The 20,858-nt window shown below is 43.0% G+C and carries 20 protein-coding genes; 14 read left to right on the forward strand and 6 right to left on the reverse strand.

Annotation, left to right across the window (positions count from 1 at the left end):
* Positions 1-4: 4 nt before the first annotated feature.
* Genes AC3WTB_RS14290 through AC3WTB_RS14305 form a run of 4 tightly spaced genes read left to right on the forward strand, consistent with a single transcriptional unit; the run spans position 5 to position 3,361 of the window.
* Positions 5-796 (forward strand): putative hydro-lyase, encoded by a 792-nt coding sequence (locus AC3WTB_RS14290; RefSeq protein WP_039176581.1) that lies wholly within the window; start codon positions 5-7, stop codon positions 794-796.
* 18 nt (positions 797-814) lie between these two features.
* Positions 815-1,561, forward strand: coding sequence for a 5-oxoprolinase subunit PxpB (pxpB, locus tag AC3WTB_RS14295; protein ID WP_058837342.1), 747 nt, complete (start codon positions 815-817; stop codon positions 1,559-1,561).
* Positions 1,558-2,604: a 5-oxoprolinase subunit C family protein gene (locus tag AC3WTB_RS14300; protein ID WP_487269011.1), complete on the forward strand. Its 1,047-nt coding sequence runs from the start codon at positions 1,558-1,560 to the stop codon at positions 2,602-2,604. The genes pxpB and AC3WTB_RS14300 overlap by 4 nt, the downstream gene beginning before the upstream one ends.
* On the forward strand, positions 2,588-3,361 hold the full coding sequence (locus tag AC3WTB_RS14305; protein ID WP_059376019.1) for an IclR family transcriptional regulator: 774 nt from the start codon (positions 2,588-2,590) through the stop codon (positions 3,359-3,361). The genes AC3WTB_RS14300 and AC3WTB_RS14305 overlap by 17 nt, the downstream gene beginning before the upstream one ends.
* Before the next feature lie 34 nt (positions 3,362-3,395).
* Here the strand turns inward: AC3WTB_RS14305 and AC3WTB_RS14310 are convergent, their stop codons facing one another.
* Positions 3,396-4,031 carry an FMN-dependent NADH-azoreductase gene (locus AC3WTB_RS14310; protein WP_024720223.1) on the reverse strand — a complete coding sequence of 212 codons (636 nt, stop codon included), beginning with the start codon at positions 4,029-4,031 and terminating at the stop codon, positions 3,396-3,398.
* A 395-nt stretch (positions 4,032-4,426) separates the two neighbouring features.
* Here AC3WTB_RS14310 and AC3WTB_RS14315 point away from each other — a divergent pair, with 395 nt between their 5' ends.
* From AC3WTB_RS14315 to AC3WTB_RS14325, 3 genes are all read left to right on the forward strand, one after another.
* Positions 4,427-5,059 carry a GDSL-type esterase/lipase family protein gene (locus AC3WTB_RS14315; protein WP_492333884.1) on the forward strand — a complete coding sequence of 211 codons (633 nt, stop codon included), beginning with the start codon at positions 4,427-4,429 and terminating at the stop codon, positions 5,057-5,059.
* Positions 5,060-5,148: 89 nt separating this feature from the next.
* Positions 5,149-6,231 carry a C45 family autoproteolytic acyltransferase/hydrolase gene (locus tag AC3WTB_RS14320; protein WP_492333885.1) on the forward strand — a complete coding sequence of 361 codons (1,083 nt, stop codon included), beginning with the start codon at positions 5,149-5,151 and terminating at the stop codon, positions 6,229-6,231.
* Between the two features lie 129 nt (positions 6,232-6,360).
* Positions 6,361-8,448: a BglG family transcription antiterminator gene (locus tag AC3WTB_RS14325; RefSeq protein WP_492333886.1), complete on the forward strand. Its 2,088-nt coding sequence runs from the start codon at positions 6,361-6,363 to the stop codon at positions 8,446-8,448.
* 16 nt (positions 8,449-8,464) lie between these two features.
* On the opposite strand, the gene AC3WTB_RS14330 is transcribed toward AC3WTB_RS14325, so the two are convergent.
* Complete coding sequence (locus AC3WTB_RS14330; protein WP_492333887.1) at positions 8,465-9,103, reverse strand: class I SAM-dependent methyltransferase; 639 nt, start codon at positions 9,101-9,103, stop codon at positions 8,465-8,467.
* 128 nt (positions 9,104-9,231) lie between these two features.
* Here AC3WTB_RS14330 and AC3WTB_RS14335 point away from each other — a divergent pair, with 128 nt between their 5' ends.
* Together AC3WTB_RS14335 and AC3WTB_RS14340 are read left to right on the forward strand one after the other, a co-directional pair.
* Entirely contained in the window at positions 9,232-10,101 is an 870-nt protein-coding gene (locus tag AC3WTB_RS14335; RefSeq protein WP_024425561.1) for an SDR family oxidoreductase, read from the forward strand.
* Between the two features lie 293 nt (positions 10,102-10,394).
* Complete coding sequence (locus AC3WTB_RS14340) at positions 10,395-10,817, forward strand: pyridoxamine 5'-phosphate oxidase family protein (protein ID WP_039176603.1); 423 nt, start codon at positions 10,395-10,397, stop codon at positions 10,815-10,817.
* A 444-nt stretch (positions 10,818-11,261) separates the two neighbouring features.
* Here AC3WTB_RS14340 and AC3WTB_RS14345 read toward each other — a convergent pair whose 3' ends face one another.
* Positions 11,262-11,441 (reverse strand): hypothetical protein, encoded by a 180-nt coding sequence (locus AC3WTB_RS14345; RefSeq protein ID WP_058837351.1) that lies wholly within the window; start codon positions 11,439-11,441, stop codon positions 11,262-11,264.
* A complete protein-coding gene (locus tag AC3WTB_RS14350) occupies positions 11,438-11,620 on the reverse strand; it encodes a hypothetical protein (RefSeq protein WP_058837352.1) in 183 nt (60 codons plus the stop codon). Before AC3WTB_RS14350 ends, AC3WTB_RS14345 begins: the two co-directional genes overlap by 4 nt.
* Positions 11,621-12,010: 390 nt before the next feature.
* Between AC3WTB_RS14350 and AC3WTB_RS14355 the strand changes: the two genes are divergently transcribed.
* The gene (locus tag AC3WTB_RS14355; protein WP_492333888.1) at positions 12,011-14,260 is read left to right on the forward strand and encodes a hypothetical protein; all 2,250 of its coding nucleotides are present in this window, start codon (positions 12,011-12,013) and stop codon (positions 14,258-14,260) included.
* 31 nt (positions 14,261-14,291) lie between these two features.
* On the opposite strand, the gene AC3WTB_RS14360 is transcribed toward AC3WTB_RS14355, so the two are convergent.
* Both AC3WTB_RS14360 and AC3WTB_RS14365 read right to left on the reverse strand, forming a co-directional pair.
* Entirely contained in the window at positions 14,292-14,588 is a 297-nt protein-coding gene (locus AC3WTB_RS14360; RefSeq protein WP_008347156.1) for a DUF3817 domain-containing protein, read from the reverse strand.
* Between the two features lie 129 nt (positions 14,589-14,717).
* Entirely contained in the window at positions 14,718-15,392 is a 675-nt protein-coding gene (locus tag AC3WTB_RS14365) for a GntR family transcriptional regulator (protein ID WP_041089325.1), read from the reverse strand.
* A 154-nt stretch (positions 15,393-15,546) separates the two neighbouring features.
* Here AC3WTB_RS14365 and AC3WTB_RS14370 point away from each other — a divergent pair, with 154 nt between their 5' ends.
* The 4 genes from AC3WTB_RS14370 (at position 15,547) to AC3WTB_RS14385 (ending at position 20,715) form a co-directional block, all read left to right on the forward strand.
* Entirely contained in the window at positions 15,547-16,374 is an 828-nt protein-coding gene (locus AC3WTB_RS14370) for an AraC family ligand binding domain-containing protein (protein ID WP_058837355.1), read from the forward strand.
* The gene (locus AC3WTB_RS14375; RefSeq protein WP_058837356.1) at positions 16,371-17,303 is read left to right on the forward strand and encodes a DMT family transporter; all 933 of its coding nucleotides are present in this window, start codon (positions 16,371-16,373) and stop codon (positions 17,301-17,303) included. The genes AC3WTB_RS14370 and AC3WTB_RS14375 overlap by 4 nt, the downstream gene beginning before the upstream one ends.
* Before the next feature lie 97 nt (positions 17,304-17,400).
* Positions 17,401-18,456 carry a tartrate dehydrogenase gene (locus AC3WTB_RS14380; RefSeq protein WP_041089156.1) on the forward strand — a complete coding sequence of 352 codons (1,056 nt, stop codon included), beginning with the start codon at positions 17,401-17,403 and terminating at the stop codon, positions 18,454-18,456.
* Positions 18,457-18,528: 72 nt separating this feature from the next.
* Entirely contained in the window at positions 18,529-20,715 is a 2,187-nt protein-coding gene (locus tag AC3WTB_RS14385; protein WP_492333889.1) for a DNA topoisomerase III, read from the forward strand.
* The last annotated feature ends 143 nt before the right edge of the window (positions 20,716-20,858 follow it).

The following is a 20,858-nucleotide window of genomic DNA, read 5'->3' on the forward strand; positions in this document are numbered from 1 at the left end:
TCAGATGAATACTTACCAAACTTATGAGCCTTCACAAATTAGAGAATTGATTCGCGAAAAAAAGATCACAGGACCAACGGCTGGCTTTGCTGAGGGATTTGCTCAGGCTAATTTGATGATTGTCAAAAAGGAACTAGCCTTTGATTTTCTCCTATTTTGTCAACGGAATCCAGCTGCATGTCCCTTGCTTGATGTACTGGACCCAGGTGATCCAGTGCCAAGACGGTCGGCGCCTCAAGCGGATATTCGTACGGACTTTCCTAAGTACCGTATTTACCGAAAAGGGATTCTTGAAGAAGAGGTTACAGATATCTCTGCTTATTGGGAGGATGATATGGTTGCCTTTCTCATTGGATGCAGTTTTACGTTTGAGCACGCGCTTATGCTGAATGATATCCCTGTCCGCCATATTGAAGACAGTCATAACGTACCCATGTATCAAACGAATATAGCTTGTGAAAAAGCAGGAGTCTTTCATGGCCCAATGGTGGTCAGCATGAGACCCATTCCGGCGCATCAGGTCACAAGAAGTGTTCAAGTGACATCTCGATTTCCATCAGTCCATGGCGGCCCGATCCATATAGGGGACCCAGCGGTGATTGGTATTTCCGATGTGAACCAGCCTGACTTTGGAGAACCATCTGTGATCAAAGAAGGAGAAGTCCCGGTGTTTTGGGCATGTGGTGTGACGCCGCAAGCCATTGTCATGCATACAAAACCCGACATTGCGATCACTCATGCACCTGGGCATATGTTCATCACAGATCGAAGAGATCAAAAGCTCGGTGTACTGTAGAAAGAGAGGTGTCCTCAAGTGGCTTTTTCAACAATAAAAGATTCCATCACCTACCACCCGCTGGGAGATGCAGCGATCGTCATCCAAGCTGGAGCTGACATACATGAAGAGATTCATGCACGTGTTGAGCAGCTGTTTGCATGTATTGAACAGCACCCATTTGAAGGTTATGTAGAAGCGGTTCAAGCCTTTACAAACGTGACTGTTTTTTACGAGCCTTATACCGTTCATCAATCGGCCCAGCTTCAAACACAAGATCTGTCTCCGTACGAATGGGTCAAAGGCTATATTGAACAACTTCTTGAAGACAAATGGCAGGAGGGAGTTCAGGTAAAGCGCCGAATTGTGGACATTCCAGTCTGTTACGGAGGAGCGCTGGGCCCTGATTTAGAAGAGGTTGCTCGTATCAATGGTTTAACGCCAGAGGAAGTCGTACGTATTCACACTGCCGGGACGTATCTTGTCTATATGATTGGATTTGCCCCAGGGTTTCCGTTTTTAGGCGGGCTGTCTGAAAAGATCGCGGCACCACGCAGAGAAACACCAAGGATGTCCATTCCAAAAGGCTCTGTTGGTATTGCAGGAAAGCAGACAGGCGTTTATCCAATTTCCACACCCGGGGGCTGGCAGCTCATTGGACAAACCCCGCTGCCGCTTTTTCGCCCAGACGAGGAAATTCCGAGTCTATTGAAAGCAGGGGACGAGGTCAGATTTGTCCAAATGTCTGAAAAGGAATTTTTCAGCATGAAGGAGGCAGAACGTTGAGTATTCATGTCATCAAGCCAGGGATGTACACAACCATTCAAGATAAAGGGCGGCAAGGCTATCAAAAGTATGGCGTCTTAACGAGCGGCGGCATGGACCCGCTTTCACTTAGAATCGCCAACATTCTCACTGGCAACCAAGAAAACGAAGCCGTACTGGAAGTCACGTTGATGGGGCCGGGTCCTGTGCTCACATGTGAGAAGGATCAGCTCATTGCAGTCACTGGTGCTGATGTAGAGATTGATATTGACGGAGAGCGGGCACCTTTATGGAAGCCGCTCTTTGTCCGATCAGGAAGCACGATCACCTTTGGTCTTTGTAAGAGAGGCTGCCGCGTTTATCTTGCTGTGGCAGGTGGATTTGATGTAGAGCCAGTTATGCAGAGCAAAAGCACCTATGTAAGAGCAGGGATCGGTGGACTGAATGGGCGTCCTCTTGAAAAAGGCGACGTTCTGCCCATTGGAGAGCCGTCTATCGTAGCGGATCGTTTGTTTGATAGGCTAAAAAATAAAGTGAATCAGGCGGGATACGGCGCACCAGATTGGACAGTGAGTCACGATTATTTTTTGCCGCTGCGGAAATCGCCAGTGATTCGTGTGCTGGCAGGGAGGCATTTTTCTCATTTTCAAGAAACATCTCAAACCGCATTTTTTGAGCAGCCTTATCAGGTCACACCTCAATCAGATCGTATGGGCTGCCGGCTGAAGGGGGAGCCGGTTCATTTAAAAGAAAAGCTGGAATTGATCTCAGAAGCGGTCGCCTTTGGATCTATTCAAATCCCACCCGATGGCCAGCCGATTATTCTGCTGGCAGATCGGCAAACGACAGGCGGATACCCGCGTATTGGAGAAGTAGCGACTGTAGATTTGCCGCTTATTGCACAGGCGATGCCTGGAGCAAAGCTGTATTTTGAACAAATAGATCATCGGGATGCAGAGCAGGCGTTATTTAAACAAGAAGCAGAACTGAGGGAGCTTACCGCAAGAATCAAGCTGGAAGCATTCTCGTTTAGAAAAGGTGAAGAAGATGCAAAACACAAATAAAACGGTTGTGAAATCAATGGAGATTTTGCGGCTGTTTATCGCTCACGATCAATTAACATTAAATGAAATGATCGAGCTATCTGGTATGCCGAAAACATCTGTCCATCGCATGGCGAGCTCATTAGCCGATATGGGACTGTTAGAAAAGCAAGAAACAGGTGCTTATCGATTAGGCTTAATGTTCCTTGAATACGGTCAGCTTGTGGCGGACCGCCTTGATATTCGAAGAATTGCAAGACCATTTATGGAAAGCTTACGGGATGAAGTAGGAGAAGCTGTACAGCTCATTGTTCGCGAGGGTGACGAAGCCATTTACGTGGAAAAGATAGAAGGTACGCAGCCTGTTCGTCTCTACACCGCCGTCGGTAGACGTTCCCCCCTATATGCGGGTGCCTGTGCGAGAAGTATTCTTTCCTTTTTGCCAGAGAGCGAAAGACTTGCCTATATTGACTCAATTGAGCTGGGGAAGATCGGAATTGGGACTATTACAGACAAAGAGGTTCTAAGAAACATGCTCGAAGAATCAAATGCGCGGGGATATACGTTAAGTTATTCTGAGCTTGAAAACTATACAGCGGCCATTGGAGCTCCTATTTTCAATCATCTGGGGGAAGTGGCAGCAGGTATTAGCATTGCAGGATTTGAAGCGGGCTATCAAAAAGAACGCCTGCCTTACTTAATTCAACAGGTGAAAAAAGCCGCCAGTGATATTTCGAGAGAATTAGGCTTTTCGTCTGAACAAATAAAAAGCCAATGACCGTCAAGATCATTGGCTTTTTTGTGTGCAGTTATTAGAAAGTTTTTCCTAAAGCTTTTGCACGTTCGATTGCATCTGCTTTAATTTGCTCTGCTTTCGCAGGCTCAGCATTGTGACCTTCAACGATAAGACCTTCGAAAGAAGGAATTCCGAAGAAGTTCGCAATTGTACCAAGGTAACGGTGACCTGCTTCAAGTTCAGCAGCAGGACCTTCAGTGTAGTATCCACCACGTGCTTGGATGTGAAGAGCTTTTTTGTCTGTTAATAAACCAACAGGACCTTGCTCAGTGTATTTGAATGTTTTACCAGCTACAGCAACAGAGTCAATGTATGCTTTAAGAACTGGTGGGAATGAGAAGTTCCAAAGTGGTGAAACAAATACATATTTGTCAGCAGAAACGAATTGATCACTTAATTCGTTTAGGCGAGCAACTTTTGCTTGCTCTTCAGCTGAAAGTGTATCGAAGCCAGCACCAGATTGAAGTTTGCCCCAGCCAGCGAATACATCTGCATCAATGTGAGGAATGTTTTCTTTGTACAAATCGATATGTACAACCTCGTCACTTGGGTTTGCTTCCTTATAAGATTCGATAAATGCCTTAGCAGTAGCCATACTGTAAGAAACTGTTTCATCATGCGGATGTGCAGTGATGTATAAAACTTTTGCCATGTTCATTCAATCCTTTCTGTTTCGGTTATTTTTTTAGCGTATCCCAAAGGTACGCTGAATATGTGGCATCTTTAATCATATTGGAATGCTATGAAAAAGATGTAACAAGCACAGTTACATAAAAACTGATATTTTCATTGTAATCACATTGTAGTTTGAAGTCAAGATATAAAGTCTCGAAATCAAGATAAAAAGTTTGTAAATTTTTCTGGAACGCATAAACACGCAGATTTCAGCGCAAAAAACCTACTCTTATTGAACAAAAAATCGTTCAATACCGCAAGTAAAGAGTTTGTAAAATAAAAAAAGATGGATGCCCCTAAGTCATCTGCTACAAGCATCTGTTCTCCAAATTCGTATATATAAGAGAAGGCAGGAGAGAGTGAGGGATAAGAGTGGGACGATCCTATGTTGCGATTGGGGATTCCTTAACAGTTGGGGTGGGGGCACGTTTATTTGGTGGAGGATTTACTCAGCGGTTTCGATGGCTGCTTGAAAAAAAGACGCATGCACCGGTCGAGCTGTCTGTATTTGCAAAGTCAGGGTTAACGACCGATGAGATTTTACAGCTCTTCAAACGGTCTGAGGTGAGACGTGCCATTGCAGCTGCTGACATCATCACCATCACAGGCTGTGGGAATGACCTTGTTCAAGCTGTTCAGCAGTATGAAGAAGGTGAAGATGAAAAGAAACTACTGCAAGCGGTCATGCATTGCCAGGCGAATTTTAGCAAGATGATTCACGAAATTGCTCAGATCAAAAGAGGGCAGCATGAGCCCTATTGCGTATATCTCATGAATTTATATAATCCTTTTCCACAAATACCAATAGCCGGGCGGTGGCTTCAGCAATATAATCAACAACTTCGTTTGCTTGCTGTGAATCCACATGTAGAAGTTGTGGATGTATACAAAGCGTTTGAAGGGCATGAAAGAGCTTACTTATCGATTGATCAATTTCACCCGAATCCTAAGGGGTATGATGCAATGGCAGAAGCATTGTATCAACAATACTGTAAACAGCTGTAATCCGGTGGGATTGCAGTCTTTTTCATCCTTTTCAATAAATGACGGTTTCGATATGATAAAAGAAACGAAGGCGAAAGAGGTGTGCAGGCATGGAGGAGATCAATGCGTTTTTTCAAAAGATGACAGGAACAGCTTATGAAGTAGGAAAACAGCAGGCTCTCTGGCTGAAGGGGAACCCGCTGCTGCAGACACAATATATTCGAACAGAACCGGTAACACAACAGGCTGTGAAGGAAACGAAGCAGCTGATCCGTCCTTTTCTTCCTCAATTAGATGAAGAAATTGCTGGGTTTTGTGATGAAATGCAATTAGATGAGCGTTATTTGACCTTTTTCTATTCATCGTATCTTCAGCCAGGCTGTTCCCATTGTGTGAGGCAGGGGAATATGGCAGCCGGTCAACAAACGGTCATGCTTCGTAACTATGATTTCTCCCCGATTTTTGATGATATGCGTCTTGTGACGACACATGTAAAAGAATCGGCATGTCATACAGGTTCGTCGCTGCTGTTGTTTGGCAGATCTGATGGAATGAATGAGCATGGTCTTGCTGTGACTTTCTCCGCTTGCGGTCCGCCGGTTGGCAATGAACCCGGTTTAAAGCCTCCAGCAGTCGCCGGTTTGCAGGTGTATCATGTGATTCGCTCTGTTCTGGAATCCTGCCAAACGGTCGAGGAAGCCATTCGCTCAATCCAGGAAATGCCCGTTGCCTCAAATGTTCATATCATGCTTGCGGATCGAAAAGGAGAGGCGGCTGTAATTGAAATCATCGATGGTCAAAAAAGGGTGAGAAGACCAGAGACAGGTTATATTGCCGCAACGAATCATCCGGTAGCTGATCAAACAGCAAAAGGGATGACCAAACATCATTCTATTGTCAGATACGATATGTTAATGGAGGCTTTAAAAGAACAACGATCAAATGATTCTCTTGTGAAGCTATTTCAGACAGAATATCCTGATGGTCTAACTGTGCACAATTATGAGGAGCTGTTTGGAACGATGCGAACCGTCATGTTCCGTCCGGAAGAAGGCACGATTGATTATTGCTTTGGTTCTCCGGTGTACAATCCGACTTATTCTTTAAAAGCCGGTGGTTCACTGCATTTTCATGAACAAAAGGTACAATTTCATCAAAAGGATTATGGACCGTCATTTTGGAGAAGCGTCTAATGATCCCTTGTTTATATTTTGTCACAGCCGCTGTGCCAAATTCAGATCAACTTAAGATTGCATCGCTCGTTGAAAGCGTTTTATATTAAGGTGTGACAATAGACCTATTTATACAGAAGGAGGCATTTCATGTACATAACGGCACGAGAACAGAAAGTCATTAAATACATCATTCAGCAAAATCGTTATGTCACCATTCGTGAGATAGCCGATTCTGTTCAGGTGAGTACAAGAACGATCCATAGAGAACTAAAATCTATTAAACCAATTTTGAAAGATTATCATCTTTCATTAGATAAACAGCCGGGAAAAGGCTTAAAGGCAGTTGGCGAACAGGAGGATAAACAGCGGCTTCTTGCTCATATGTCAAGTGAGGATCAAATTGAATACAGCTCGGATGAACGAAAGCTCTTAATCCTATGTGCGCTGCTTGAAGCGAAGGAACCGGTGAAATTATACACACTCGCAACTGACTTGCAGGTAACAAATGCGACGATCAGCTATGATTTAGATGAACTGACGGAGTGGATTGCTCCATACGGTTTGCAGCTTATCCGCAAGCGCGGGTACGGCATTGAATTAAAAGGGCCGGAGGAAGCAAAACGGAAAATTGTCGGCAATCTCATTGTCGACCGGCTCGACATTCAATTGTTTTTAGAAACGATTGAAATGAATATCAAACATCGAACGAAAGCAACGGAAAAGGTGTTTGGCGTTGTCAGCAGAGGACAGTTGCTTAAGGTGGAAAGATTGCTCTTTCATTTGAAGGATCGACTGTCACTCTCCTTATCTGATAGTGCCTATATTGCACTTGTTGTTCACTTGACCTATGCCATCGAACGTATTCAGCTTGGGGAAACCATTCGAATGGAAGAGGAAGAGCTGCTGGAATTAAAGCGGACGAAGGAGTTTGAATCATCACTCCGAATGGCAAGAGCGCTTGAACGCATGTTTAATGTGGAGATCCCTGAAGCGGAGGTCGGATATATGACCATCCACCTTCGCAGTGCAAATCGCAGCTTTGGGGCAGAATACCGTATTGATGAAATCGAGCTGGATATCGCGCTGAGAACGAAAAAGCTCATTGATTTTATTTCAAATAAAACCGGCTATCATCTTAATGAAAATGATTCATTGTATGAGGGACTCGTATCTCATCTCGAACCTGCCATGAACCGTCTAAAGGAAAAGATGAGAATCTATAATCCGCTCACACAACAAATTAAAAAAGACTACTTTTTGCTGTTTATGGCGATTGAAGAAGGAGTCGAGCGCTTCTTTCCTGAGATTGAATTTCCAGAGGATGAAATTGCCTTTCTTGTGCTTCACTTTGGCTCAGTGCTTGAAATCAAAAAAGAAGAAACAAAAATTCATGCGCTGGTTGTGTGCTCAAGCGGCATCGGTTCCTCGAAAATGCTCGCCTCTCGGTTGAAAAAAGAATTGCCGGAGATCGCCAAATTCGATCTATCCTCCTTGATGGAGCTAAAGGAAATCGATGCATCGAGCTATGACATGATTGTCTCGACCGTTCCGATACCATATGAGCATATCGATTACATTATGGTCAGCCCTCTCCTAAACGAGGATGATGCCATGCGTGTGAAGGCTCATATTAAACGGAAGATTCCTTATATCATCGAGAAAAAAAGAACAAAAGAATCTCCCAAAGAATTGGTGCAAGAAACCGTAAATATGATGACGGTTGCAGAGCAGGTGACGAATTATATGTTTGTGATTCGCAGCATCCTGTCCCGTTTTACCATTGAAAAAAGAAAGACGATGCCGAAGCATGATGAAACCATCAGGCAGCTGCTTCGTCAGCTTGAAGAGGAAGGGCTTATCATACATGGAGATGATGTGGTGAGCGGCCTTTTGGAACGTGAACAGCAAGGCGGCTTAGGCATACCTGGTACTGAATTTGCTCTTTATCATTTAAAGCATGCATTCATCAAGGAACCAATCTTTCATATTTATGATCTTGATCAAGCATACGAGGTTAAAAGCATGGATGGCGGGCAGCAGCAGATGTCACGAATGCTCATGATGCTAGCGCCGCAAGAGCTTGGCAAGGAAGGGTCAGAAATGTTTAGTCTGATCAGTTCATCCATCATTGAAAGTGAAGAAAGCATGGCGCTTTATGGACAAGGGACAAAGGAACACATTGAACAGAAATTACATCAGCTTTTCTATCAATTTGTCAAAGAGGCAAAGTGGTAAGAAAAAGGCCGAGAGCTTAGTCGCTTCTCGGCTTTTTTGCTGTGACACAGACAGCAAGGGTAGGACGAATTTCTTCATACTCAATAGAAAATTGGTCAAACCCTGCAAACTGCATGTCATTTAATATGCTTTCACCCATCTCTTTTGTCCGATTGGCGTCAGCTCCTTTTTCTCTTGGCTGCATGACAATAACGAGTGTTCCGCCTGGTTTCAAGGTGTGGTAAAGATTGAGTAAGCCCGTCTTTGGATCATCCCAAATCGTAAAATTATTAACAGACAGCACTTTGTCATACTGCTCTCCGGGAAGGCGTGTTTTCTCGATTTTTCCGACATACAATCGGACCTGTTTCTCTTTTGCTCGTTTGGTGACGCGGGACTGTGCTTGCTCCTGCATGGTTGAAGAAGCATCCAGCCCATCAATGTGAAGATCTTGATAATGCTTGAGCATATGTTTGATGCTGTAGCCGGGTCCATAGCCAATCTCCAAAATGTTTTCACCATCAGTCAGATCTAAGTGGCGGATGGCCCACTGATTCAATGCTTTATTTTCATTTGCCATAATGAATCCAGCGATGCTTCCGAGCCAGCCTTTTGGTCTGCTAAAGGTTTTTGAAAGGGTAGACAGCATGTGAGAACGCTCCTTTTTGATGATCATGTAACCGATTTTTCTCCTCTTCAAACATGCTGATTTTCGGAACACATCTGTACAGCTTCATGATGTTTGAGTGGAAAAATGAGGTGGTAATGAAAGGATACATCAACAAATCAAGGAGGAGCTTACACATGGATTTACGTGAATATTTAACAAATGGCATTCCGCGCCAAACGCAGGATCAGCAGCCAGGCAGTGAAAGAGAAATGAATCCAGCGCCGATCTTTGAGGATGAATCATATCAAGGTTCTGGCAAGCTAAAAGGAAAAGTGGCACTGATTACAGGCGGAGATAGTGGAATCGGACGGGCAGTATCTGTTGCCTATGCAAAAGAAGGAGCACATGTCGCCATTGTGTATTTAAATGAACATGAGGATGCAGAAGATACGCAAAAACGTGTAGAACAGGAAGGCGTCAAATGCTTGACGATTGCAGGAGATGTCGGTGACGAAGCCTTTTGCGAGAAAGCAGTAGAAAAAACAGTTGAAGCCTTTGGACAATTAGATATTTTAGTAAATAATGCGGCTGAACAGCATCCACAAGAACGTATTCAAGATATCTCAAGTGAACAGCTTCACCAAACCTTTAGAACCAACTTCTATTCCTATTTCTATTTTACGAAAAAGGCATTGGATTATTTAAAACCGGGAAGCTCCATCATTAACACAACGTCAATTAACCCATATCGAGGTAACCCAGTGCTGATTGATTATACGGCGACAAAAGGAGCCATTAACGGCTTTACGCGTTCTATGGCACAATCGCTTGTGAAAGATGGGATTCGGGTAAACGGGGTAGCGCCAGGTCCAATTTGGACACCGCTCATTCCATCTACATTTGATGAAGACAGTGTGGAAAGCTTCGGGGCAGAAACCCCGATGGGAAGACCAGGACAGCCTGTAGAGCATGTCGGCTGCTTTGTGCTGCTGGCTTCTGACGAATCGTCTTATATGACAGGACAGACACTTCACGTCAATGGCGGTTCCTTTATGAATACATGATCTACGCGGCACCGCCCAGCTTTGATTGGGCGGTGTTTTTAGTATTTCTTGCGATTCTTCTGCACAGATGTGACAGACCATACGATAATGCCCACAACAACTGCCGCAATGACAAGTGAACTCAAATGGAACATCGTTTCATGATGCATGTTCAACTTCTCCCTTCATTGAACCTGTTTTCTATAGCATCAGCCAGAAGGTCTCTTTTTATGAAAAACACATTTCTTTGTTTAATGAATGGGCCGTCGTGGAAACCTAAGAATACGGATGAAATTTTGAAGGAGTGAAATGATATGTCTCAAGAAGAATTAAAACAGAAGGTATTAAACCTATTAGATGAACAAAAGGTCGGAACATTGGCGACTGTTGAACAGGATAAGCCGCATACTCGCTACATGACGTTTTTCCATGAAGATCTGACGTTATATACACCAACGAGTAAAGAAACACATAAAGCAGATGAAATTGAAAAAAATCCAAATGTTCATATTCTCATTGGATATTCAGGCGAAGGATTTGGTGATACTTATGCAGAAATTGCAGGTACCGCAACATTAACCGATGATCCGGAACTGATCGACCGCCTTTGGTCTGATGAGATGGAGAAATGGTTTAAAGGAAAAGATGACCCGAATCTAGTGATTCTGAAAATTGATCCAACCTCCATTCGTTATATGAATGAAGGAAGCCGTACACCAGCAGAATTATCACTTTAACACTTGCGTAATCAGGGGGAATGTGTTATAATTTGATATTAAGTGTTGAAATAAGCAAATAAATAAAGAAAGTAAACTTTCTTTTTTCTATGACACAATGAGAAGCAATAGAGCTTCTACTTGATAAGAACGAGACGCTGTCAAAGCGAACAAACTTATTCTTTTCCTTCTGCACCCGCCCCCCTATATAAGCGGAAGAATGGAAAAAAGACGTTTTGATTTACAATTCACACTGGCACGGCTTCGGAGCCGTAAGGACGAATGAGAGGTAGGGCTTTCGTTGTCTTGTTATCCAGAACTTCCATGGCGTTTACTTTCAAACGTAGGTTCACTCGGAACACATATGACACACTGATATGATCGAATCTTAATTCATACACTCCGTAACGGAGATTAAACATTGATTATTTATTTGCATGAAAAGAGTAAGTAACAGGCTGCCATCTATTTGGCAGCCTTTTTCATTTGGTCAAACAAGAGGACCCCAAAACCAACGAGCCCAAGAAAAGGGAAGATGAAGATACAAACCAATCGCATGGCGTCCGCTCCAAAAGGGTTCGACACTAGCAGCAGACCGATGAATGCACAGATGATCAGAGTGAATAAAGCGGGCTTCATGATCATTTTCTTTGCCCTTTCTTCTGATACTGCCAAATCCGTTCAATAAAAAAGAACATCACTGCAAACAAAATAGAAAACATGAACATATCCAGCAGTGTCACGCCTCGATTTGGGTGAACAAGACCAAACCAAACGAATTGCAGAACAAAAGAGATTGCAAAATATAGAATCAATTTTTTCATCTTTTTCCTCTTTTCACTTATTTTTTTGACCCTTAAGCCACATCAGCCAAATGATGAAGGAACCTATCACACATGAGAGCAAAGTGCTAGGCGGCAAGGTGTGCCAGCTAGTCAGCCCCTTTACAAAACACATATAAAAAAAGAAAATGGAAATGGATACGAGTACCCATTGCTTGAGCCAGCGAGGGACACGCAGCCACGCCGCTAGAATGATTGATGATAGCTTATCCAATGAGAGAACTCCTTTTTTGAATCTGATTGGATTTTATCGTAAACAACAAAGTTTGTAAAATATGGATTTCAGAGGCTTTGATGGTATTCTTCTAGCGTGAAACATTTTCGCTGTACTGACGTATAAGTGAAAGGAACCTCATGAAAGGAAGCGATCAAGTGAAAAGAATACCAGTCATCTTCCTCAGATATATTGTCTTCTTTATTCCAGCAATCATTCTCAGTGTCTTGGTGTGGAATCATTATCAAGATGATTTGTCAGATGGGAAAGTAACAGAGAATAACGTCAAAGGAATGTTCACATTTGATGAAGGCAAACGAGTGGTGAGTGCTGTATCAAAAGACCAGCAGCTCCATTTTGCAATGGTTGATCCTCAATCAGGAAAAAGAATGAGTGAATGGACCACAGAAAGTGATTCGTTTAATGAAATGCTGCCATCCATTCAAGGAAACAATCTCTTGCTTGCTTTAAAGAATAAAGACGGGCAGCTGATGATTGAAAAGTTGTCTCCAAATGGAGAAAAGAAAGAACTCGCTCAACAGAAACTACAGATTCCCTCATTTCTAAATACGAATACATATCAATGGAATGGACGACTTGTATTTACAGGAGAAATGGAAGGCGCCGCTGCAGTCATTGGTGAGCTGAAGAACGGGCAATTTTATGTACACAATCTTAACGAGCTAAAGCTGCCGGCAAGGCCTGTCTCCATGGATGCTGTCATGAATTCCTTTAGAGGGCAGACCCCTATTCCTATATTTGAAGTAGCCTTGAAAAATGATCAAAAGGCTTATGTCAGCGGCATTTCAAACGAGAAGCATCAGCTTGGCCTCTATGTCTCAAAAAATGCTGAACCGTTTAGCCTTGTGGAAGATACAGTTGAGCAGAGGCTGCAAAAAACGATCGGATCATCACAAAACTTTGCTGTCGCCGTGGAATCGGAATATCCAAAAAGGGCAAGGAAAGTGAATGCAGAAGGAAGGCTTGGGGAAGTCGTTCCAACGCCAAAGCCAATATACCAAACGTATGTGTACCAGCTTAATGAGGAAGAAGTGTTGATTGCAGGCTCTACAGCAAAGGACGAAGCAAAAGGCAAACTGACGGGTTATATTTATAATCATCGCACGAATAAGGCGGTGTCTGCCAGCAAGCTGTTTCAATCATTGTCTTATGAATCTTTACAAAGAGAAGGGCTCTCTTTCAATAAAAATGTGAAGAGCGATTGGCTCTATTATTCATTTGACAATCAATTAACGGGTGCATTTGAGACGAAAAGCAAAGAGTTAAAGGAATTTCCTTTGCAAAAGGTCATCTCAATTGAAAACGCCAGTCCAGCCCACCAAACGTCTGTTGATACCTTTATGCAATATGTAATGAAGGGCGGACCGCTCATTCTCAACTGGGCGATATGGATCTTGATCCCACTGTTATTATTTGTGTTAGCTATCTTCCTGCCGCCGATTTTGAGACTGGTGAGAAGAAACAAGATAAAGGACAGTGTCACATTACAAGCCTATATTGTGTCCGTGAAAGAAACGGGCACCTATATCAACGAACAGCCAGTTGTCAGCATGCGGCTTCAATTTGAATATGAAGGGCAAAGTATAGAAAAGACGGTTAAAACGGTTGTATCCTACACCCAGATACCACAGCCAGGCCAGCCTATTGCCATTCACTATGATCCGAAGAAGCAAAAGGCAATGCTTTTAAAAGAGGGTGACTTCTCGCAGCCAAGTGAGCCAAAGTTCATCAAAGGCGCTGTTTTAAGAAATATAGAATCATATGGAACCGTAGGACGGGGCACCGTCTTATCACTCACATTTGAATTAGATCAGAAAACGTATATCATTCCGATGATTCAAGCCGCTGGTTTTGAATTTAGAACAGGAGAAAAAGCCGATCTCGTCGACATCAATGGCCAGCTGAAAATGGCTGCCTATGGCTATGAAGTTCGGAATCGATCGGGGAAAGATATGACGTTAACTGGAAACATCCAACGTGTGAAGCAATATCCAATTGCCATCCATGAACAAAAGCCTATTCAGCTGGATGTGACAGTGTCAAACGGAGATCAGTCCATCACCAAAACGGTCAGCCAGTTTATCCCTGATCATATGCAGGTCGCAGCGGGCACTCAAATGACGATCCAGACAAAGAAAGAAGAGCTGGATAGAGAAATGAGCCTCATGCAAGAGAAACAAGGAAGTGCAAAAGTGACCAATGTCGAATTTGCTGGCGTCATCGGCAATCTGCCATTAGCGATCATTCAAGTTGAGAGAAATGGCATGATGTATGAAGTGAAACAGCCAATCGATCCAATCACCAGCGTCTTGCCTGGTGATGAATTATGGGTGGCATATCACGATATGACGCGTCAAGCAGCCATTGTGAAATATGCATCAATATAAAAAAGCGTTCCTTTATGGAACGCTTTTTCTATTAAGCTTTTGTATCATATTGGCGGAGCACCTTATCGTAGGCGAAATTGCCGAAAGGAATGAATGCCGCAAAAAAACCGGCGATGGACCATTTCAAATGCCAGCGAACTTTAAATGTCACATATGCCAAAATGAGCATATAGATGACAAACAATGCGCCGTGAAGAGAGCCTACAATGGTGACTGCCATCGGAATATCCGCAAAATATTTTAGAGGCATGGCAATTAAAAGAAGGGTTAAAAGAGACATACCCTCAATAAAACCCGCCTGTCGCAGACGGCTAATACTTGTATGCATATACAAATCCTCCTGTATAAAAGCTAGTTTCTCATCTTCTAATATAAACGAAAGATCGTCTGGACATGCTGAAATCTACGAAAAATTCAAAATATGTTCATGGATTGCTTAAAAAATGGGAAAAGTCCTTTACTGTTTGTTTGTTTCAGAGAGTACTTGCTTTAAGTGCATCACATCATGTAATAAATGCTCAGTCATTGCTTGAACCGCTTCTGTGGAGCGGCGCTTTTTTATTTCAGAATAGATCGCTGCATGCTCTCTTTGAATGGTTTCAGCACGAGTGCCGCCGCTAAAATGGAAGATGCGACAATAGTGAATGAGTGCATTCACGTGATTCAATTGTTTGGATAAACGGTCATTGTGACTCGCCAAAATGATTTTTTGGTGAAAGGATTCATGTAACTGGACGATCTCTTTAGATGGCAGCTCCTGCTTGATCGCTTCGTCCGCCTCCGTGAGAACCTGCTCAATTTCATCCATTTCTCTTTGCGTGGCTTCCTTACAGGCAAGCTCAACAGCAAGTGTTTCTAAGGCAACCCGAATTTGATAGAGCTCCTCGACATCTTTTTCTGTTAACGTATAGACTGAATAGCCTGATCGATGATCCGCGATTAAAAGCTCGTCTTTTTCTAACAGCCTCATCGCCTCTCTTACAGGTGAACGGCTTACGCCAAATTGCTTGGCAAGCTGTGTTTCATTGATGCGCTCTCCTGGCTGAAACTGGCCATCAAAAATCATTTGCTTCAGCTGTTCATAAAATTGCATGTGATACGGTGTTGGTCTTTCCATCTCGAATGAATTCATCCCATCATTCCCTCTTTTGTACATCATCTTTTGTCTCATGTTATCCAAGTTTTTCCCTCTAGGCAAGCCTGCATCGAAAAGTCAATATCGTACAATCCAAGAGAAAAAGGGTGTGCTACACTAATGATGAGTTCAGTGAAAAGAGGGGATCGACATGAGAACATTAGAGGAACGAACAGTCCATTTTGACCAGGACTTGCAAATAGAGGCGTATCGCTTTCATGCCATCATCAAAAAGTTCCCAAAACATTTTCATACATACTATGTGATTGGATTTATTGAAGGCGGTCAAAGACGTATGTTCTGCCAAAATCAAGAATACATCATTGGAAAAGGAGATATCCTTCTTTTCAATCCGTACGATAATCACGGATGTGAACAATTTGATCACAAGCCGCTAGATTATCGCAGCTTAAATATTGAACCAGAGTTGCTGGAGAAGATCTTTCAGCACAAGCCGCATTTTAAAGCCCCTGTGGTTTCACAAAGTGAACTAGCAAAGCAATTATATGATCTTCATCAAATGATCACAGAAGAAGCTCCTGCTTTGAATAAACAGGAAGCCTTTTACTTTTTGATGAAGCAGTTGATCGAAACCTATTCTGATATACCAGAGGAAAAAGCATCAGCAGCCAATGCCAATGCCAATGAACAAAAAGTCCAAGACGTACAGCAATATATTGAAACACATCTCACGGAAAATATATCGTTAGATGACTTAGGTGAGCTCGTGTCCATGAACAAATATTCATTGCTGCGTGCTTTTACAAAGTTCAGAGGAATTACGCCGTATCGTTATTTACAGACAATCAGGGTGAACTATGCGAAGGAACTACTCGCCCAAGGAATGAAGCCAATAGATGTAGCTGCTGCCGCTGGATTTTCTGATCAAAGTCATTTGACTCATTTCTTTTCGGAATTTATTGGGCTTACGCCAGGGCAGTATCAGCAAATTTTTGAAAAGCAGGTAACAGCAAAATGAAAAATAAACAGCTTCTTGGTCATCTAGCAGCCATGTTCACCATTTTTTTATGGGGATCTACCTTTATATCAACCAAAATATTATTAACGGCTTTTTCTCCAACAGAGATTTTATTTTTTCGTTTTTTCCTTGGGTACCTTACCCTGATGATCATTTATCCAGTCACCATGAAGGTACAGCGTAGAAAGCATGAAGGGATGTTTGCGCTCGCAGGGTTATGCGGTGTGGTCTTATACTATTTTTTGGAAAATGTTGCACTTACCTATACGTTCGCTTCGAATGCAGGTGTCATCAGCTCCGTTGTCCCATTTTTCTCTTTTCTATTGTCTTATTTTTTATTAAAAGATGAGCCGCTGCACAGCCGCTTTTTTATAGGCTTTTTCATCGCGATGATAGGAATTGTACTGATTAGCTTTAATGGGATGACGACGTTCCAATTGAATCCGCTCGGTGATGCTTTAGCATTTATGGCTACCATCGTCTGGGCATTTTATTCCATTTTATCGAAAATGATCAATCAATATGGCTACCATATTATTCAGGTGACAAGACGTGTCTTCTTTTACGGGCTGCTATGGATGATTCCGCTAATCTGGCATTTTAAGATTCGTTTAGACTGGGAGCGGTTCACGAATCCATCGTTTGCCTTCCACTTGCTGTTTTTAGGCGTCTTTGCATCAGCTATTTGTTTTCTGACATGGAGCTTTTCCGTGAAGACGATCGGTGTGGTGAAATCAAGTGTGTATATTTATGGAGTGCCCATTATCACGATGATCATTTCAATGATCGTTCTTCACGAGAGTCTGACCTTCATGTCGGCACTAGGAACGGTACTGACCTTAGGAGGTTTGCTGCTTTCAGATAAAAAAGGTGCGGGAAGAAAGAAACAGAAGTCCCCGATACTGGTGCAGGATAAAAAGGCGCTTTGATCAAAAAGCGTCTTTTGTCCATTGTAAGAACAGGCACTCTTTAGTAAACTCAAATTAAACGGTCGACGGTCGACCGATGACAAAGGGGGAAAAATCAATGAAGCATGTTTCAATTGCAGCGATACCAGGAGACGGAGTTGGAAAGGAAGTTGTGCCTGAAGCCATCCGAGTTTTGAAAGCGATATCAGAGGTGCATGGCGGTCTGTCTTTCACCTTTCAGGATTTTCCGTGGAGCTGTGAATATTATTTAGAGCATGGCGAAATGATGCCAAAGGATGGATTGGAACAACTAAAAGCCTTTGACAGCATTTTCTTAGGGGCCGTCGGAGATGCCAATTTAGTGCCGGATCATGTATCACTTTGGGGATTGCTCATTAAAATTAGACGTGAATTTGAGCAGGTGATCAACGTTAGACCTGCAAAACAGCTGAGCGGAATTCGCTCACCGCTTGCTCAGCCAAAGGATTTCGATCTTCTTGTTGTAAGAGAAAACGGTGAAGGTGAATATAGTGAAATTGGGGGCCGTATCTATCAAGGAGAAGATCAGCTTGCCATTCAAAATGCTGTTTTCTCCAGAAAAGGGACAGAGCGAGCCATGCGTTTTGCCTTTCAATTAGCAAAAAAGAGAAGAAAGCATGTGACAAGTGCAACCAAATCGAATGGAATCGTTCATACAATGCCATTTTGGGATGAAGTGTTTCAAGACGTAGCAAAGGATTATCCAGAGGTGACAGCAGACTCACAGCACATTGATGCACTCTCAGCCTTCTTTGTGACAAGACCTGAGAAATTTGATGTGATTGTCGCCAGTAATTTATTTGGCGATATTTTGACTGATCTTGGAGCCGCCATTATGGGAAGTATTGGCGTAGCGCCTGCTGCCAACATCAATGTGAATGGCAAATATCCGTCCATGTTTGAGCCTGTACACGGATCAGCCCCAGACATTGCAGGAAAAGGGATTGCCAACCCAATCGGTCAAATTTGGACGGCTAAACTCATGCTTGATCATTTCGGAGAAGAAGAACTGGGCACACACCTCCTCGAAATCATCGAGTCAGTCACAGCAGACGGCTTTTTAACAGCAGACATCGGCGGAGCCTATCAAACACAAGAAATCACCAACGAAATCATCAAGCGATTGAAGAAATAATCCGTCATTAGAACAGCATCTCCACGTCTGCTATAATAAAAGGATGGATAGAAGAAAGAGATGTGAAATCTAGTGTCAAAAACAGTTGTATTAGCAGAGAAACCTTCAGTAGGACGTGACTTAGCACGTGTACTGAAGTGTCATAAAAAAGGAAATGGTTTTTTAGAAGGAGACCAATACATTGTGACGTGGGCGCTTGGCCATTTGGTCACACTGGCTGATCCAGAAGGCTACGGAAAAGAATTTCAATCCTGGCGTTTAGAGGATTTACCGATCATTCCAGAGCCGCTCAAGCTTGTCGTCATGAAAAAGACAGGAAAGCAATTCCAAGCAGTGAAAGCGCAGCTTGCAAGAAAAGATGTAAAAGATATTGTCATCGCAACAGATGCTGGACGTGAAGGGGAGCTAGTCGCAAGATGGATTCTTGAAAAAGCGCATGTGAAAAAGCCACTGAAACGACTATGGATCTCATCTGTTACGGACAAAGCCATCCAAGAAGGCTTCAAACGATTAAAAGATGGCAGAGAATATGATAATCTGTATCGCTCGGCGGTTGCACGTGCAGAGGCAGACTGGATTGTAGGGATCAACGCAACAAGAGCGCTGACGACCAAGTTCAATGCACAGCTTTCCTGTGGACGGGTACAAACACCAACGATTGCCATGATCGCCAAACGAGAAGAAGACATTCAGCAATTCCAGCCGAAGCCGTTCTATGGAATGACTGCACAAGTAGATGGGCTTACGTTGACATGGCAGGATGCCAAAACAAAGCAAAACCGCACATTCCAAGAGAATGTCATAAAAGAGCGTTTGGCAGGCTGCAAAGGAAAACCAGCAGTGATCGATGCATTGAAAAAAACAGCGAAAAAAGCTTTTGCTCCAGGGCTGTATGACCTGACTGAATTGCAGCGTGATGCACATAAACGCTACGGCTTCTCAGCAAAAGAAACCTTGTCTACGCTTCAGCGATTGTATGAGCAGCATAAGCTTGTGACATATCCGCGTACAGATTCACGATTTATTTCAGCGGATATCGTTCCTACATTAAAAGATCGTTTAAAAGGAATGAACGTCAGACCGTACGCACAGCATGTGAACCGCATTTTACAATCAGGCGTGAAAGCGCACAAAGGCTTCGTCAACGATGCAAAAGTGTCAGATCACCATGCGATCATTCCAACCGAGGAAGAGCTGTATCCTGGTGCACTAAGTGATAAAGAGCGTAAATTATATGATCTTATTGCCAAACGATTCCTTGCTGTACTCATGAATCCTTTTGAATACGAGGAAACAACGGTGATTGCCAAGATAGGCAGTGAAACGTTCACGGCAAAAGGAAAAACCGTACAATCAGCCGGCTGGAAAGCCGTGTATGATGATTCCTATGAAGACGAGGAATCAGGCGAAGTAGATCAGCATCTGCCGCTGCTCTTAGAAGGGCAGTCACTTGAAGTACGCCAGCTGAAAGAAACAAATGGAGAAACGAAACCTCCTGCCCGTTTTAATGAAGCAACTCTGCTATCTGCTATGGAGAACCCAGCGGCATTTATGCAAAATCAGGAAAAGGACTTAGTGAAAACCCTCGGTGAAACAGGCGGACTAGGAACAGTGGCCACAAGAGCCGATATCATTGAAAAACTGTTCAACAGCTTCTTAATCGAGAAAAAAGGCAAAGACATTTTCATCACATCGAAAGGGAAACAGCTGCTTTCCTTAGTGCCTGAAGACTTAAAGTCACCTGCGTTAACAGCGGAATGGGAACAAAAGCTTTCTAAAATCGCAAAAGGACAGCTGAAGGCTTCTCAATTCATGAGTGAAATGAAGTCCTATGCAAAACAAGCCGTATCTGAAATCAAACAAACGAACCAAACCTTTAAGCATGACAATGTCACTGGCACCCATTGTCCTGACTGCGGAAAACTTATGCTGAAAGTGAACGGAAAACATGGCACAATGCTCGTGTGCCAAGACCGAGAATGCGGCCACCGTAAAAATGTAGCGAAGAAAACAAACGCACGCTGCCCGAACTGTCATAAAAAGCTCGAGCTGCGCGGAGAAGGTGATGGCAAAATCTTTGCTTGTGTGTGCGGCCATAGAGAAAAACTGTCTGTTTTCGAAAAACGCAAATCACAATCCAATCAAAAGAAAGCCAGTAAGCACGATGTGTCAAAATATATGAAGAAACAAAAGAAAGTGGAAGAGCCAATCAATAACGCACTGGCTGAGCAATTAAAGAAATTAAAATTAGATCAATAGTAGTGTATAAACCCATGCTGAAATGCATGGGTTTTTCTGTGTAATCAAGTATATCGGCATATGGTTTTTCTGAAAATGGGAATATGTATGCAAAAAGACTCGTAATTTGGTATAAAATATTTATTTAAATTTTAACAAAAACA

This window comes from Bacillus sp. EB106-04-04-XG123, from assembly GCF_058791855.1.

What these genes read in the sequence shown, in the direction of transcription:
- AC3WTB_RS14360 (WP_008347156.1), bottom strand. Translation starts at nt 14,588, where the DNA reads ATGCATACAAGTATTAGCCGTCTGCGACAGGCGGGTTTTATTGAGGGT.
- AC3WTB_RS14330 (WP_492333887.1), bottom strand. Translation starts at nt 9,103, where the DNA reads ATGATCATCAAAAAGGAGCGTTCTCACATGCTGTCTACCCTTTCAAAA.
- AC3WTB_RS14335 (WP_024425561.1), top strand. Translation starts at nt 9,232, where the DNA reads ATGGATTTACGTGAATATTTAACAAATGGCATTCCGCGCCAAACGCAG.
- AC3WTB_RS14325 (WP_492333886.1), top strand. Translation starts at nt 6,361, where the DNA reads ATGTACATAACGGCACGAGAACAGAAAGTCATTAAATACATCATTCAG.
- AC3WTB_RS14290 (WP_039176581.1), top strand. Translation starts at nt 5, where the DNA reads ATGAATACTTACCAAACTTATGAGCCTTCACAAATTAGAGAATTGATT.
- AC3WTB_RS14365 (WP_041089325.1), bottom strand. Translation starts at nt 15,392, where the DNA reads ATGAATTCATTCGAGATGGAAAGACCAACACCGTATCACATGCAATTT.
- AC3WTB_RS14375 (WP_058837356.1), top strand. Translation starts at nt 16,371, where the DNA reads ATGAAAAATAAACAGCTTCTTGGTCATCTAGCAGCCATGTTCACCATT.
- AC3WTB_RS14380 (WP_041089156.1), top strand. Translation starts at nt 17,401, where the DNA reads ATGAAGCATGTTTCAATTGCAGCGATACCAGGAGACGGAGTTGGAAAG.
- AC3WTB_RS14340 (WP_039176603.1), top strand. Translation starts at nt 10,395, where the DNA reads ATGTCTCAAGAAGAATTAAAACAGAAGGTATTAAACCTATTAGATGAA.
- AC3WTB_RS14345 (WP_058837351.1), bottom strand. Translation starts at nt 11,441, where the DNA reads ATGATCATGAAGCCCGCTTTATTCACTCTGATCATCTGTGCATTCATC.
- AC3WTB_RS14370 (WP_058837355.1), top strand. Translation starts at nt 15,547, where the DNA reads ATGAGAACATTAGAGGAACGAACAGTCCATTTTGACCAGGACTTGCAA.
- AC3WTB_RS14310 (WP_024720223.1), bottom strand. Translation starts at nt 4,031, where the DNA reads ATGGCAAAAGTTTTATACATCACTGCACATCCGCATGATGAAACAGTT.
- AC3WTB_RS14320 (WP_492333885.1), top strand. Translation starts at nt 5,149, where the DNA reads ATGGAGGAGATCAATGCGTTTTTTCAAAAGATGACAGGAACAGCTTAT.
- AC3WTB_RS14350 (WP_058837352.1), bottom strand. Translation starts at nt 11,620, where the DNA reads ATGAAAAAATTGATTCTATATTTTGCAATCTCTTTTGTTCTGCAATTC.
- AC3WTB_RS14305 (WP_059376019.1), top strand. Translation starts at nt 2,588, where the DNA reads ATGCAAAACACAAATAAAACGGTTGTGAAATCAATGGAGATTTTGCGG.